The organism is Pseudescherichia sp., assembly GCF_031979925.1.
Taxonomy (GTDB): domain Bacteria; phylum Pseudomonadota; class Gammaproteobacteria; order Enterobacterales; family Enterobacteriaceae; genus Pseudescherichia.
Window position 1 is genome coordinate 317417 of record NZ_DALZFB010000002.1, and the last position, 13747, is coordinate 331163.

Here is a 13747-nt window from a genome sequence, read left to right on the forward strand (position 1 = left end):
TCCGCCTTACTCGCCGAGTTTAAACATGTTGAGTTTTTTAGCGTTTGACTCATCGATCAGGACGCAATCCATCAGCTGTTTTTCATCTTTCTGCGCTTTACCGTTTTTCAGGAAGTAGTCCGCCTGCACGACGGCCATCTGCGCCTGCTCCCAGCCCGGCTGCAGCACGGTGGCTTTAATATTGCCTTTGTTAATAATGGAGTCGCGGGTGTAGTCGCTGCCGTCAAAGCCGACGACGATAACATTCGTCTTACCGGCAGCCTTCAGCGCGGCCTCGGCCCCCAGAGCCATGGTATCGTTGCCGGAGATCACGCCCACAATGTCTGGATTGGTCTGCAGAATGGCTTCCATACGGTTAAACGCTTCGGTCTGGCTCCAGTTAGCGGTCTGCTGCGCCACCATCTTCATATCCGGATAGTCGTCCAGAATGTCATGGTAGCCCTGGGAGCGAACGCTGGCGTTGGTATCCGACTGGCGGCCCAGCAGCTCGACGTACTTGCCTTTACCGTCCAGCAGCTTGGCGAACTTCTCTGCGCCCAGCTGTGCGCCCTGGTAGTTGTTGGAGACGATTTGTGCCACGGCGATGCCGGTTTTGTTAATTTCGCGATCGATCAGGAAGGCCGGAACGCCTGCGGCCTTGGCTTTCTCCAGCGGCCCGACGGTGGCATCGGCCCCAGCGTTATCGAGAATAATCGCTTTCGCCTTACGAGCGATGGCGGTCTCAATCAGCTGGTTCTGCTTGTTCACGTCGTCGTCATGCGAGGCCACGAGGGTGGTATAACCCAGCTCTTTGGCTTTCGCCGCCGCGCCATCAGCCTCCGCTTTAAAGAAAGGGTTGTCGTGTGAAGGGGTAATAATAGCGATCAGTCCATTATCCGCGGCAAACAGCGAACCGGAAGCGGCAATCATGGAAGCGAGCAGTACGGATTTTACAAAGGTAGCGTTCATCGTTTTCTCCACATTGAATATTTATTCAATAATGATTTATTATTCATGTTAACGATAAGGCCGAGTTGTTAAACTGTCTACGGTTTGCGCAGGTAATTTCTTAAAAGGAGAAAAGGATCACGATCTATGAGGCGAGGAGGAGTTATCCGAAAAAGGGATGATGACCGGGCGTATTCGTTCGCTGCCCGGCCTCTCTCTGAAAAGCGATCGGCGTGATCGCTACGGTAGTTCGCACTCTTTAATGTCAGCGATGGGGCCGAGGATGGCGCTATCAAACGGCTGGAGCGGTTTGCCCTGCTCAACGCGCAATGGCCAGTCATGGTTAGCCAGCGCCCCGCGTCCAAGGGAGATAAAGTTAGCCCCGCTGTTCATAACCTCCGTCGCCTTAGCGTCATCGTGCAGGCTGCCGTTAGCCATAATCGTCAGCTCGGGGGCGTACTTCCGTGCAAGTGCCACAAGGGAGAGTGGATTGCCCGCAAAGGCAGGCTGCCACGCTTCGTACTCGGTCAGATGCAGATAGTCCAGACCTGCACTGGCGAGTAGCGTAAATACCGTCTTAGCGTCCTCTTCACCGTTGGCCCACTTATGAACGAAGTCATTGACTTTGCCCTGAGAGATGCGGATCCCTACGGGAACATGCTGACCCACGCGCGCTCTGACAGCCTTGATCGTCTCCAGGCTTAGGGTAAGCCGTCCGGCGATGTCCCCGCCCCATCTGTCGGTACGCAGGTTGGTGTAGTCGGTAAAGAATTGATCAAGCAAATAACCGTTCGCCCCGTGGATCTCCACGCCATCAAAACCGGCTTCCTCAACCGCACGTGCCGCGGCGTCAGCAAAGCTGGCAATAATACCGAGGATCTCCGCCTCTTCCAGCTCACGCGGAACAGGGTACTCACCTTCACCCCGGTAAAATGACATCTGTTTACCTACGGGACGGATCGCCGAGGGTCCAACGGTACCCTTCTGAAAATGGTTACCCTGCGAGAGCGCGCCAGCGTGTTGGATCTGGGCAAAAATGCGGCCTCCATGACCATGGACAGCCTCGACAATCTCTCTCCAGGCGGCAGACTGTCTGGCGCTGGTTAATCCGGCCTGATAGGCGTAGGTCTGTGACCAGGCGGTATCAATATAGATGCCCTCGGTAATGACAAGAGCGAAGCCTCCTCGCGCAAAATCCTCGTAGTAGGCTTTCATACGTTCACTGGCAATGCCATCGACAGACGCCGTAACGCGGGTCATCGGTGCCACAACCATCCTGTTACGTAGAGACAGCTTGCCGAGAGGGTATGAAGTAAACAGCGTTGATGCTTTCATACTAAAACTCCTGATGAGTATTAAATCAAAAAATAAATGTAATCGCTCTTTTTTCTGGCATAAACTGGCTGCAATGATACGTCTGTATAACATTATTCGTTATAATGAGGGGTTTTATGCATCTGCAGGATGTCTCGCTCTTTCTTACCATTTGCGAAACCCGCAGCCTGGCGAAAGCCGCGCGGCGGCTCGACATGTCTCCTATGGCTGTTTCAAGGCGACTGGCTGGGCTGGAGCATGAGCTGGGCGTACGCCTTCTGCAACGCACTACGCGTTCAGTGTCATTGACCGAAGAGGGAACAGAGTTCCTGCCCTACGCCAAAGCACTTGTCGAAGCGGAGGAGGGGGCAAAGTCGCTGTTTACCGGCAAAACAGCGGGTGCCATTGGGCTATTACGGGTTACGGCTCCCTCTGGATTTGGGCGGCGAAACATTCTGCCGCTAATCCCAGAACTGTTAGCGGCTAATCCACACCTCAACGTCGATCTTCAGCTTAATGAAGACGTAGTGGACATTGTCGGTGGCGGTATTGACGTGGCGATACGTATTGCGCCGCTGCGCGACTCAACGCTGATTGCGCGCAAAATTACAGATAACCCGCGAATTATCTGCGCTTCTCCGACCTATCTTCAGCGCCACGGACGTCCTGAAATGCTTCGGCAGCTAGGCGATCACCCCTGTCTGCGCTTAACCAGCGTGCCGCAGTGGACGTTTGAGGCGGCCGGGCAAAATACGAGCATCAGCGTTGAAGGCCGCTTCAGTTCAAATAATGTGGAGGGGGTCAGGGAGCTGTGTGTTCAGGGAATGGGACTCGCCCAACTCACCCGCTGGGATGTCATGAAGGAGATTGCTGACGGGACACTGGTTGAAGTAACCCTCAGCGATGCTCAGCCGCAAATGCTTTCAGTATGGGCATTGCTGCCAACGACCCGCTATTTACCGCAGCGGGTCAGCCTGTTTATTGAGGCATTGAAAGCCTCGCTTAACCAATAGAAATAAAACCGCCGAAGCGGTTTTATTCTGCGACCAGCCACATGTCGGCCTCTTCAAACATCTCTTCCAGCATACGGTTCAGTTTCTCTCTGTCGCTTTTGCTGGCGTCGCTGTTTAGCCCGTTGGCCTGCATCGGTTTGACCCGCACATCAGCGTCCGGGAAGATGCGGTGAACCCGACGCGTCAGCTCGTCCAGGATAATTTCACGTGCGCCCGGCAGCCCAGCCACGTTTCGCTTGTCATACACTAATTCAACAAACACACACCCACCCTCGAAGCCTGGTTATATATACAGGCGTTACTATAGAAGGCTTGCCAGCCAAGGTAAAGCAAAATACATCGTCTCCGGGTTGCGCTTTATCACGTTCATAGTTAAAGCTTTAGTGTTGATATGACGCATCTACAGGAGCAAGGCTGATGAAAATAGTGTGTTTGGGCTGGGGATCGCTGGTCTGGAAATCGGGCGAGCTACCCGTGGCGGGCGAGTGGCACCATGACGGCCCGGCGCTACCCATTGAGTTTACACGCGTCAGTGACGGTGGGGAGTTGGCTACGGCCATCTGCCTTAACGCAAAGCCTGTTCCGGTGCTCTGGGCGACACTTGCTACCCCCTCTCTTAACGAGGCGTGTCAGGCGCTGCGCAAGCGGGAGGGGATCCCGGAGGAGCGGGTGGACGGGGTAGGATCGCTACATATTACTCCCCAGACAACGGGCGTGCTTGCCGACTGGGCGCGTCAGCGCGGCATCGATGCCCTTATCTGGACGGCGCTGCCGGCGCGAATTGACTCTATTGAGGGTAAAACACCCACGGTTGAAGCGGCCATCGCTTATCTGCAGGGGCTAACGGGAGAGGAGCGTGAGCACGCGAAACGCTATATTCAGCAGGTGCCAGAACAGATTGCTACGCTCTATCGTCGTGAAATCAGTTCGACGCTAGGGTGGTAGGATGTTATCGCTCCCCTGCACAGGCAGGGGAGGCGAGGGGGCTTAAACGTTTTTACGCTCAATGGTTTGTTCGCCCCAGAACAGCGAATCGGCATCGGTTTTCTTGAAGGCACGAATTAGCACTTCGTCGTTTCCCTCTTCCCAGATCTGCTCTGCCAGCTTCTCGTCGTAGTTGGCAACTTCAAAAATGGCTTCGGCAATTTCTGGCGAAGTATTACGGATACTTGCCCATTCGCCGACGTGATGAGCTTTTGCTTCCTGATTTGGCATCTTACTTCTCCTGTTAGGGTTAACCTTTTAACTTAACGGTCAGGCCGGCCACGTACTCGCCCTGATAGCGGGCAATGGTCAGCTCTTCCTCGCTGGGTTGACGAGAACCGTCGCCACCCGCAATGGTCGTCGCGCCGTAGGGCGTGCCGCCGCGAACCTCAGAGATATCGAACAGCTCTTTTGTGCCATAGCCGATCGGCACAATTACCATTCCATGATGTGCAAGCGTAGTCCATGTTGAGGTAATTGTGTGCTCCTGGCCGCCACCGGTACCGGTAGAGCTGAATACGCTGGCAACTTTGCCGTAGAGCGCACCGGATGCCCACAAGCCACCGGTCTGATCAAAGAAGGTACGCATCTGCCCGGACATGTTGCCGAACCGCGTTGGTGTACCCACAATAATGGCGTCGTATTCAGCCAGCTCCTGCGGAGTAGCGACCGGAGCTGCCTGCGCCTTACCGCCCGATTTTTCGAAAAGCTCCTGCGGCATGGTCTCTGGTACGCGCTTAACCACCACCTCCACGCCCTCTACCTTGCCTGCGCCTTCTGCTACGGCTTGTGCCAGGGTCTCAATGTGCCCGTACATGGAATAATAGAGAACCAAAACTTTTGCCATCTTTTCACTCCTCGGTTGCCCTTACAGTATATTTAAAGATATGCCGTCAGGCTGAGAGTGCAAATCGGATCGCGCTTATTTTGCAAAGGGATTAGCCGCAAAAGCTGCGGACTAATCCCTGAATACGGAGGGGAGACGCTTTATTGCGTCATTTTCTGTAACAAATTTATCGCATGTGCTTCAGAGCGGGTTCGATATTTAATATCAATATCCAGAGAGATATTTGACGACAAATTAAACACCGTCGTCTGACCGTAGCACTCCATATTACTGCTAAGGAGATCGCCGGATAATACTTTGCAACCGCTCAGGGTGGTCGCGAGCGTAAACTCCCCCTTTTCATTGAGCGTACACAGGCAACCGGTATTGACGTTGTAATGAATTATAATGCTGCACAATTCAATCCTCCTGTTAAGCGTATTTGCTAAAAAATGGCTACGGTTTTATTGGACGCAGCGCCGGAAAAAGGATCACATCGCGAATAGAGGCGGCATTAGTAAACAGCATCACCATGCGATCGATGCCTATACCTAACCCGGCGGTGGGAGGTAAACCATACTCAAGCGCCGTCACATAGTCCTCATCGTAAAACATCGCTTCGTCATCCCCAGCCTCTTTGGCAATAACCTGCTCTCTAAAGCGCTCGGCCTGATCCTCAGCATCGTTAAGCTCGGAGAAGCCGTTGCCTATCTCTCTACCGCCAATGAAAAACTCAAAACGATCGGTGATCTCCGGGTTAGCGTCGTTTCTGCGCGCCAGCGGGGAGACCTCGGCCGGGTATTCGGTGATAAACGTAGGCTGAATAAGCTGCTTTTCAGCAACCGTATCAAAGAGTTCTGTGATAATGCGGCCATGTCCCCAGCCCGCTTCAATCACGATACCCAGGCGGTTGGCGAGACGCCGTGCCGCATCCAGCGTCGCCAGATCCGCAGGGACAATACCGTCACCGTAGCGCAGGATCGCCTCGGTCATGGTCAGGCGGGTAAAGGGTTGGGCGAAATCAAACGTCCATTCACCATACGTCACGGTAGTCGTTCCCAGCACCGTCTCCGCTACGTGACGGAAGAGCGCTTCGGTAAAGGTAATCAGGTCGTTGTAGTCGGCATAGGCCTCGTACATCTCCATCATGGTGAATTCAGGGTTATGGCGAACTGAAATTCCCTCGTTGCGAAAATTGCGGTTAATCTCGAACACCTTCTCGAAGCCACCAACTACCAGCCTTTTTAGATAGAGCTCAGGAGAGATACGCAGGTACATCTGCTGGTCAAGAGCATTATGATGGGTCATAAAAGGTCTGGCCGACGCGCCGCCGGGAATAACCTGCATCATGGGTGTCTCCACCTCTAAGAAGCCGCGTGCCTGCATAAACGCGCGAATGGCGCTGAGAATTTTTGAGCGAGTGATAAAGGTACGGCGCGCGCTGTCGTTGACGATCAAATCCAGATAGCGCTGCCGGTAGCGCATCTCCCGATCCGCTAAGCCATGGAACTTATCAGGAAGCGGCCGCAGGGCTTTGGTCAGCGGAGCGATCCGGCTGGCATGGAGCGTAAGCTCGCCGGTCTGGGTTTTAAACAGCGTACCCTCCACGCCGACAATATCGCCAAGATCGCAGCGTCTTATATGCTGCTGGTAGGGCTCTTCACCCAGCGTGGATTGGGCGGCATAGACCTGAATTTTTCCGCCGCAGTCCTGTAGAACGAGAAAGGCGGCTTTGCCCATGATCCTGCGCGACATCACACGACCGGCTATGGCAACCTGAACGTTTTCGACCTGTAGCGTCGCGGCATCACAACCTGCATAGCGCTCACAAAGCGCATCTGCGGTGCTGTTGCGGCGAAAATCATTTGGGAAAGCAATGCCCTCCCCACGTAGCTGCGCCAGTTTTTCGCGGCGTACTTCCCGTTCACCCGTTAACTCATGCTCAAACACTGCTCTCTCGTCGCTCATAGCCGCTCCTTGTGTATCGCTATTTTCATAACAATCTACGTCCGGGTGGCGGGCAAAAGCAAGCGTTTTTATCTAAAATGAGATCACATTGATCTTAATTGGGGTTACCGAAACCGTTAACAAGCCCTCGCTACGCGTTGCGCTTGATCTTCTCAATAATCGTCATCGCTTCCTGGGTAAAGCGGGCTTTTTCGCTGGTAGAGAGCGAAGCGATATGGCGCGCCAGTGGGCCAAAGACCTCGGCATGACTCATGATCCCCTGCACGCCCTCTTTATGAATAACGCGCAGCAGCGCTTCACGCTCATTGTCATCCAGTGACGAATAGACCATTGACCAGGCAAACTGCAGGGGATCGTCCACAGGCCTGGACGTAACATGCCACTTTGCCTCTGTCTCATTCAGCTCTCGGGGCTTACGGTTGGTACCGCCATAGGCCAGCCACTCCAGAGAGACGTTCTCCCGTTCGGCAATCTTTATGGCAACGTTGAAAGAGGGGTCGGTTCCCCGGCTGATGTAATTATTGAGCGTGGAGTAGGGGAGCTGCCACTCTTCAGCGGCGGCACGGGTGCTGCGGTTACCAATCAGTAGCCTTAGCCTGTCCGCCAGCGTCTCCTGCTCAGCTGTACGGTATGAAATTGTCTCTTCGCCTTCCATTGTTAGCCCATCCGCAACGGTTTATGTAGTCTGATCTTCATAGAGACCATAAAACGAGTTTAAAATCACAAATTCTTCAGATAACGCTTTTATTCATCTCAAAAGAGATCAATGATACTACCACGTGATCACCTGGTGATTAACGTTCGGGATTATCCCATAGGGTTGAAAAAGAGGTTAGATGAATTATGAGTAAAGTTGAAGCCACGCAGACTGACTGGTGTCGCATCGACATTGTCGCCGCGCTTCACAAGCGCGGCTACTCAATACGCGAACTGTCAATTCAGGCCGGTCTCAAACCGGACACCTTAAAAAACGTGCTCTCACGCGCCTACCCAAAAGCAGAACGCATTATTGCCGATGCCATTGGCGTAGAGCCTGCGCAGATCTGGCCCAGCCGTTACGTAAAACAGAAGGATACGCACTGAGAGAAGCACTTGCTGGCGAAATATTAAGTCCCGCCGTGCCATGAATAATACAGCGCAGTAAAACAAAATTATTATCAACAGGGCAGTAATTAACGATTACTGGCAATCTATTTTTATATCTGTAAGAGGGCATTATGAGTCAGCCTGGGAATAAAATGGGTGTGCTCCAGCTCACCGTATTAACTGCAGTTAATATGATGGGCTCAGGGATTATTATGCTGCCGACCAAATTAGCTGAGGTCGGTACAATATCAATTCTGTCGTGGGTAGTTACGGCGTTAGGATCGCTGGCGCTGGCCTACGCTTTCTCTAAATGCGGCCTGTTTAGCCAAAAGAGCGGCGGCATGGGCGGCTATGCAGAATATGCGTTTGGTAAGTCCGGAAACTTCATTTCCAATTATACCTACGCAATTAGCTTGTTAATTGCCAATATCGCCATCGCTATTTCCGCGGTAGGCTACGGCAGCGATTTTTTTGGCGTAGTTCTCTCTCCAGTAGGCGCGTGCTTGGCAACTATCGGCGTTATTTGGGTGACGACCATCTGTAACTTCGGTGGGGCAAAAATCACCGGGCGTATCGGCTCCGTAACCGTCTGGGGCGTGATTATTCCGGTTGTCGGCCTGAGCGTGTTTGGCTGGTTCTGGTTTAAGCCCTCGCTCTATATCAGCGCGTGGAACCCTAACAACAGCAGCTTCTTCTCGGCGGTCTCGACCTCTATTTCAATGACGTTGTGGGCATTTTTAGGCCTGGAGTCAGCCTGCGCCAATATGGACGCGGTTGAGAATCCACAAAAGAATGTTCCTATCGCCGTATTTGGCGGCACGCTGGCCTGCGCCGTGATCTATATCCTGTCGACAAACGTCATCTCCGGTATTGTTCCGAATGCCGACCTGCTCAACTCTACCGCGCCGTTTGGCCTGGCCTATGCCAGCATGTTTACCCCCTTCGTGGGTAAAGTGGTGATGCTGCTGATGACCCTCGCCTGTATCGGCTCCCTGCTGGGGTGGCAGTTTACCGTGGGCCGCGTCTTTAAGTCGTCGGCGGATATCGGCTATTTCCCGCGCATATTCTCCCGCGTCACGAAAGCCGATGCGCCTGTGGTAGGCATGATCATTCTCGGCATTATCCAGACGCTGCTGGCGTTAATGACCATTAGCCCATCCCTCAATAAACAGTTTAATAGCCTGGTTAACCTGGCGGTCATTACCAACCTTATTCCCTACGTCCTCTCAATGGCGGCGCTTATTCCCATGCAGCGCCTCGCGGGGGTCACCAAATCCCAGTTCAGAATCAATGCCTGTACTGCCCTGATCGGCACCGTCTACAGCTTCTATGCCCTCTACGCTTCCGGAGAAGAGGCGATGATGCTCGGGGCGCTCACCACGTTTGCAGGCTGGTCATTCTGGGGAATTTTTATTGATAAGCAAGATAAACACACTCTGATAAATAAATAAGGATATTAAAATGAAAACCATAGCAATAATGAATCATCCTGGCGTTATTTTTAAAGAGACCGCACTGCAGGAGCTGGGCCAGCGCTTAAGTGCCATGGATTTCCGTATTCTCTACCCAGAGGACGTTGAAGATCTGCTGGGGCTCATTAACAATAACGCCAAAATCTGTGGCGTGGTTATTGACTGGGATAGCTATAACCTGAGTCTGACTCAGCAGATCGGTGCGCTCAACGATCGTCTACCGATGTATATGTTTGCTAATAAAAACAGTGCGCTCGATCTTACCCTGCGTGACTTAGATGCCAATATTCATTTTTTTGAGTATGCACTCGACGTCGCCTGCGACATTGCTAATAAAATCCAGCAGGTCACGGAGTCCTACTACGATAAAATTCTGCCGCCGCTGACAAAGGCGCTCTTTAACTATGTTAACGCCGGGAAATATACCTTCTGTACGCCGGGCCATATGTCGGGAACCGCGTTTCAGAAAAGCCCGGTTGGCAGCCTTTTTTATGACTTCTTTGGTGCCAATACCATGAAGTCAGATATCTCGGTATCGGTAACGGAGCTGGGGTCGCTGCTGGATCACTCTGGCCCACACAGAGAGGCAGAGGAGTATATCGCCCGCACCTTTAACGCCGAGCGTAGCTACATGGTGACTAACGGCACCTCGACGGCCAACAAAATCGTCGGCATGTATTCAGCGCCGGTGAAAAGTACGGTGCTGATCGATCGTAACTGCCATAAGTCCCTGACCCATCTGCTGATGATGAGCGATGTCACGCCTATCTACCTGCGTCCTACTCGTAACGCCTTCGGCATTCTGGGCGGCATTCCACAAAGTGAGTTTTCCCGAGTGTCCATTCAGCAAAAAGTTGACGCGACGCCAGGTGCCAGCTGGCCGGTGCATGCGGTTATTACCAACTCCACCTATGATGGTCTGCTCTATGACACCGATTATATCAAGCAGAACCTTGAGGTGAACTCGATTCACTTTGACTCCGCCTGGGTTCCCTATACCAACTTCAATCCTATCTATAAAGGGCTGTGCGGCATGAGCGGTGAGCGCACAGAGGGCAAGGTAATCTATGAAACGCAGTCGACCCATAAGCTGCTGGCGGCGTTTTCCCAGGCGTCCATGATCCATATTAAGGGCGATTTCACCGAGGAGACCTTTAACGAATCCTTTATGATGCACACCTCCACATCGCCTCACTACGGGATCGTCGCCTCCATTGAGACCGCGGCGGCGATGATGGAGGGCAGCGCCGGAAAACGGCTGGTACAGAACTCTATCGAGCGCGCCATCTCCTTCCGCCAGGAGATCAAAAAGCTCCGCAACGAATGCGACGGCTGGTTCTTTGACGTCTGGCAACCGGAAGATATCAGCACAACCGCGTGCTGGCCGCTGAAAGGCGAGGATAACTGGCACGGCTTCAGAAACATAGATGACAACCATATGCATCTGGATCCGGTGAAGGTGACGCTGTTGACGCCAGGGATGAATAAGCAGGGCGAAATGACGGTGCGCGGTATTCCAGCCTGGATCGTTTCGAAATACCTCGACTATCACGGCATCGTGGTCGAGAAGACCGGCCCCTACAATCTGCTGTTCCTGTTCAGCATCGGCATTGACGAAACCAAGGCGCTGAGCCTGCTGCGCGCTCTGACAGACTTCAAGCGCGAGTATGACAGTAACCAGCGTATTAAGGAGATGATGCCCGCACTCTATGCTCTCGATCCTGAGTTCTATAAGGAGATGCGTATTCAGGAGCTGGCGCAGGGAATGCATGAGGTGATTGGCAAGCATAACCTGCCTGAGCTGATGTATCGTGCCTTTGAAACTTTGCCAAAAATGGTCATGAATCCGTGGGCTGCTTGGCAGAAAGAGCTGAACGGTGACGTCGAAGAGGTCTACATCGATGAGATGATTGGCCGCGTTAACGCCAACATGATCCTGCCGTATCCACCGGGAGTGCCGCTGGTGATGCCGGGCGAAATGCTGACGGAGAATAACCGACCGGTGCTGGAGTTTATTCAAATGCTGTGCGAGATCGGCTCACACTATCCAGGATTTGAGACCGATATCCATGGCGCATACCGTAAGGCAGACGGCAGATACACAATAAAAGTATTAAAAAACAGCCAGTAACATGGCTTCAGGCAGAACAGCGGCGGGCGCGGAGCCCGCCGACGCAAACGGGGTAACAGTCAGTAGCAAATTGACACACTTTTAGTCCGCTTGATTTCGTAAGAGATAAGAAAGGCTTATGGATTGAAACGTGAAGAAACCATGCTTTTGCCTGATATCCTGTTGCAGAATATTACTGTTCGCTGGCCGACAGTGTAGGTTGCACTAAGCTTACTTTCACGCGGCGACGAAATATCTACTCTTTATACGCCGTGAGGTGAAAGAATTCTCTTTTACTGAATGCAGTATGATGTCTAATGTATTAATTCTGGAGGTCAGAAATGGCAGAACATCGTGGTGGTTCTGGTAACTTCGCAGAAGATCGTGAAAAAGCATCAGAAGCAGGTCGTAAAGGTGGCCAGCACAGCGGGGGTAACTTCAAAAACGACCCTGAGCGCGCATCAGAAGCTGGCAAAAAAGGGGGCAAAAGTAGCCATGGTGGTGGCGGCCAGGGCGGTGGCGGTAACCGCTAGATGCCAGTACCATCGCAGCGTAAGATAAGTTAATTTTATGACCCCTCTTACATTTGTCCCGCCGTCGGGTTCGCCCGGCGGTTTTTTTATGTCTTTTTTCTGCTAAGCCGTTGAACTGACTCTTCTGCCATCGCACACTACGGGGCTTCGCTCTGGGCCGGTGGTAAAATGATCCCTTTTTTTTCTCGCTATAAATTCTCTGTTAAGCCGCAAGAGGCACTCCTGATCCTCATCACCATGTTCTGGGGCGGCACGTTTCTGGCCGTTCAGTACGCGGTAACCCTGAGCGGTCCGCTCTTTTTTGTCGGCCTGCGCTTTGCTACGGCGGCTATCGCGGTTGCGTTGCTTTCCCTTAAGGTATTGCGCGGTATCACATGGCTTGAGATCAAGGCGGGCGTGGCTATCGGGGTCTCCATCGCTTTTGGATACGGCCTGCAAACCTGGGGACTCCAGACCATCTCCAGCAGCAAATCCGCCTTTATTACGGCGATGTATGTGCCGCTGGTGCCGCTATTGCAGTGGCTTTGCCTCGGCAGACTGCCGGGTCTGATGTCCTGCGTGGGGATCGCGCTGGCCTTTGCCGGACTGGTTTTACTGGCGGGACCAGATGGCAACCTGCTGGCAATGGGAGAAGGGGAGTGGATCACGCTGGTTAGCGCAGTAGCCATTGCCGCTGAAATTATTCTTATTAGCGCCTGGGCGGGCAGAGTGGATATCCGCCGGGTGACCGTGATCCAGCTGGCTACCGCGTCGGTGGTGGCGTTTGCCGCTGCGGGTCCAGCCGGAGAGTCCGTGCCGCCGTTCTCACCTGCGCTGCTGCTGGTAGCCGCCGGTCTGGGCATTTTCAGCGCCATTATTCAGGTCACCATGAACTGGGCGCAGCGCAGCGTATCGCCTACCCGGGCAACGGTGATCTATACCGGTGAGCCAGTGTGGGCGGGCATTTTTGGTCGACTGGCGGGTGAACGCCTGCCGCTGCTGGCGCTGTTTGGCGGAGTGCTGATTGTGCTGGGCGTGTTGGTCAGCGAGCTAAAGATCAACAGAAAAAAAGCGCCGTCGGCGACGGCGTCATTAACCGAAGAGTAGGGTGGGGCGATCAGTTGGCCGGCGGTAGCGGGCAGCTAAGATCGCCCTCTTCGCACTGCATCAGCGAGGCCAGAAAGGCTTCTCGCTCCGCAGTTTTATCGTGCAGGCACTGGTTATGGATCATCGGCTGCACGCTTCCGCCCTCGGTGCCGGAGACGATCAGCGCGCAGTCGGCGTCGCGCAGGCTAATCCACGTCTGCTGCGCCTTTTTCAACAGCTCGCGCTGCGGTGCTGCGGCCCGCTGTATGGCGGCCTCGTAAGTCTCATTGAGTTTTTTATCTGCCGCCTGATACTGCTGTGCGGTGCAGCTGTTCAGATCGGACTGGGTGCTGGCATTGTCACACTCGTCCGCCAGCGCGCCGGTGCTCAGCAGCAAAGCCGCGCCTGCCATAAATAGACGTTTCATTTTTCCCCCCATAAAAAAGCCG

At 53.4% G+C, this 13747-nt stretch carries 15 protein-coding genes; 7 read left to right on the forward strand and 8 right to left on the reverse strand.

Annotated features, from left to right (window positions below; translation table 11 throughout):
* Positions 1-6: 6 nt before the first annotated feature.
* Together RTM13_RS04900 and RTM13_RS04905 are read right to left on the reverse strand one after the other, a co-directional pair.
* Positions 7-948 (reverse strand): D-ribose ABC transporter substrate-binding protein, encoded by a 942-nt coding sequence (locus RTM13_RS04900; protein WP_312210603.1) that lies wholly within the window; start codon positions 946-948, stop codon positions 7-9.
* A gap of 219 nt (positions 949-1167) precedes the next feature.
* Positions 1168-2262 carry an NADH:flavin oxidoreductase gene (locus RTM13_RS04905; RefSeq protein ID WP_312210605.1) on the reverse strand — a complete coding sequence of 365 codons (1095 nt, stop codon included), beginning with the start codon at positions 2260-2262 and terminating at the stop codon, positions 1168-1170.
* A gap of 116 nt (positions 2263-2378) precedes the next feature.
* Between RTM13_RS04905 and RTM13_RS04910 the strand changes: the two genes are divergently transcribed.
* Entirely contained in the window at positions 2379-3254 is an 876-nt protein-coding gene (locus RTM13_RS04910; protein WP_312210607.1) for a LysR family transcriptional regulator, read from the forward strand.
* A gap of 22 nt (positions 3255-3276) precedes the next feature.
* Here the strand turns inward: RTM13_RS04910 and RTM13_RS04915 are convergent, their stop codons facing one another.
* A complete protein-coding gene (locus tag RTM13_RS04915) occupies positions 3277-3516 on the reverse strand; it encodes a DinI family protein (RefSeq protein WP_312210609.1) in 240 nt (79 codons plus the stop codon).
* 155 nt (positions 3517-3671) lie between these two features.
* Between RTM13_RS04915 and RTM13_RS04920 the strand changes: the two genes are divergently transcribed.
* Positions 3672-4199, forward strand: coding sequence for a hypothetical protein (locus RTM13_RS04920; protein WP_312210611.1), 528 nt, complete (start codon positions 3672-3674; stop codon positions 4197-4199).
* Positions 4200-4241: 42 nt separating this feature from the next.
* Here RTM13_RS04920 and RTM13_RS04925 read toward each other — a convergent pair whose 3' ends face one another.
* The 4 genes from RTM13_RS04925 to RTM13_RS04940 form a co-directional block, all read right to left on the reverse strand.
* Positions 4242-4469 carry a YccJ family protein gene (locus tag RTM13_RS04925; RefSeq protein ID WP_042392585.1) on the reverse strand — a complete coding sequence of 76 codons (228 nt, stop codon included), beginning with the start codon at positions 4467-4469 and terminating at the stop codon, positions 4242-4244.
* A gap of 19 nt (positions 4470-4488) precedes the next feature.
* Positions 4489-5085: an NAD(P)H:quinone oxidoreductase gene (gene wrbA, locus RTM13_RS04930; RefSeq protein WP_312210613.1), complete on the reverse strand. Its 597-nt coding sequence runs from the start codon at positions 5083-5085 to the stop codon at positions 4489-4491.
* Between the two features lie 435 nt (positions 5086-5520).
* Positions 5521-7032: a lysine--tRNA ligase gene (gene lysS / locus RTM13_RS04935; protein ID WP_312210614.1), complete on the reverse strand. Its 1512-nt coding sequence runs from the start codon at positions 7030-7032 to the stop codon at positions 5521-5523.
* A 130-nt stretch (positions 7033-7162) separates the two neighbouring features.
* Positions 7163-7687, reverse strand: a complete 525-nt coding sequence (locus RTM13_RS04940) for a helix-turn-helix domain-containing protein (protein ID WP_312210616.1) — start codon at positions 7685-7687, stop codon at positions 7163-7165.
* 188 nt (positions 7688-7875) lie between these two features.
* Between RTM13_RS04940 and RTM13_RS04945 the strand changes: the two genes are divergently transcribed.
* From RTM13_RS04945 to RTM13_RS04965, 5 genes are all read left to right on the forward strand, one after another.
* Positions 7876-8115, forward strand: coding sequence for a helix-turn-helix domain-containing protein (locus RTM13_RS04945; protein WP_312210618.1), 240 nt, complete (start codon positions 7876-7878; stop codon positions 8113-8115).
* Between the two features lie 134 nt (positions 8116-8249).
* A complete protein-coding gene (gene potE / locus RTM13_RS04950; protein WP_312210620.1) occupies positions 8250-9569 on the forward strand; it encodes a putrescine-ornithine antiporter in 1320 nt (439 codons plus the stop codon).
* Positions 9570-9579: 10 nt separating this feature from the next.
* Positions 9580-11721, forward strand: a complete 2142-nt coding sequence (gene cadA, locus RTM13_RS04955; protein WP_312210622.1) for a lysine decarboxylase — start codon at positions 9580-9582, stop codon at positions 11719-11721.
* 320 nt (positions 11722-12041) lie between these two features.
* On the forward strand, positions 12042-12233 hold the full coding sequence (locus RTM13_RS04960; RefSeq protein WP_042392600.1) for a general stress protein: 192 nt from the start codon (positions 12042-12044) through the stop codon (positions 12231-12233).
* 168 nt (positions 12234-12401) lie between these two features.
* Entirely contained in the window at positions 12402-13319 is a 918-nt protein-coding gene (locus RTM13_RS04965; RefSeq protein ID WP_312210624.1) for a DMT family transporter, read from the forward strand.
* A gap of 10 nt (positions 13320-13329) precedes the next feature.
* On the opposite strand, the gene RTM13_RS04970 is transcribed toward RTM13_RS04965, so the two are convergent.
* Entirely contained in the window at positions 13330-13725 is a 396-nt protein-coding gene (locus RTM13_RS04970; protein WP_312210626.1) for a lysozyme inhibitor LprI family protein, read from the reverse strand.
* Positions 13726-13747: the final 22 nt, after the last annotated feature.

Bases quoted from the DNA above. Each gene is read 5' to 3' on its own strand.
- RTM13_RS04900 (WP_312210603.1), bottom strand. From the start codon at position 948: ATGAACGCTACCTTTGTAAAATCCGTACTGCTCGCTTCCATGATTGCC.
- RTM13_RS04905 (WP_312210605.1), bottom strand. From the start codon at position 2,262: ATGAAAGCATCAACGCTGTTTACTTCATACCCTCTCGGCAAGCTGTCT.
- RTM13_RS04910 (WP_312210607.1), top strand. From the start codon at position 2,379: ATGCATCTGCAGGATGTCTCGCTCTTTCTTACCATTTGCGAAACCCGC.
- RTM13_RS04920 (WP_312210611.1), top strand. From the start codon at position 3,672: ATGAAAATAGTGTGTTTGGGCTGGGGATCGCTGGTCTGGAAATCGGGC.
- RTM13_RS04925 (WP_042392585.1), bottom strand. From the start codon at position 4,469: ATGCCAAATCAGGAAGCAAAAGCTCATCACGTCGGCGAATGGGCAAGT.
- wrbA (WP_312210613.1), bottom strand. From the start codon at position 5,085: ATGGCAAAAGTTTTGGTTCTCTATTATTCCATGTACGGGCACATTGAG.
- lysS (WP_312210614.1), bottom strand. From the start codon at position 7,032: ATGAGCGACGAGAGAGCAGTGTTTGAGCATGAGTTAACGGGTGAACGG.
- RTM13_RS04940 (WP_312210616.1), bottom strand. From the start codon at position 7,687: ATGGAAGGCGAAGAGACAATTTCATACCGTACAGCTGAGCAGGAGACG.
- RTM13_RS04945 (WP_312210618.1), top strand. From the start codon at position 7,876: ATGAGTAAAGTTGAAGCCACGCAGACTGACTGGTGTCGCATCGACATT.
- potE (WP_312210620.1), top strand. From the start codon at position 8,250: ATGAGTCAGCCTGGGAATAAAATGGGTGTGCTCCAGCTCACCGTATTA.
- cadA (WP_312210622.1), top strand. From the start codon at position 9,580: ATGAAAACCATAGCAATAATGAATCATCCTGGCGTTATTTTTAAAGAG.
- RTM13_RS04960 (WP_042392600.1), top strand. From the start codon at position 12,042: ATGGCAGAACATCGTGGTGGTTCTGGTAACTTCGCAGAAGATCGTGAA.
- RTM13_RS04965 (WP_312210624.1), top strand. From the start codon at position 12,402: ATGATCCCTTTTTTTTCTCGCTATAAATTCTCTGTTAAGCCGCAAGAG.
- RTM13_RS04970 (WP_312210626.1), bottom strand. From the start codon at position 13,725: ATGAAACGTCTATTTATGGCAGGCGCGGCTTTGCTGCTGAGCACCGGC.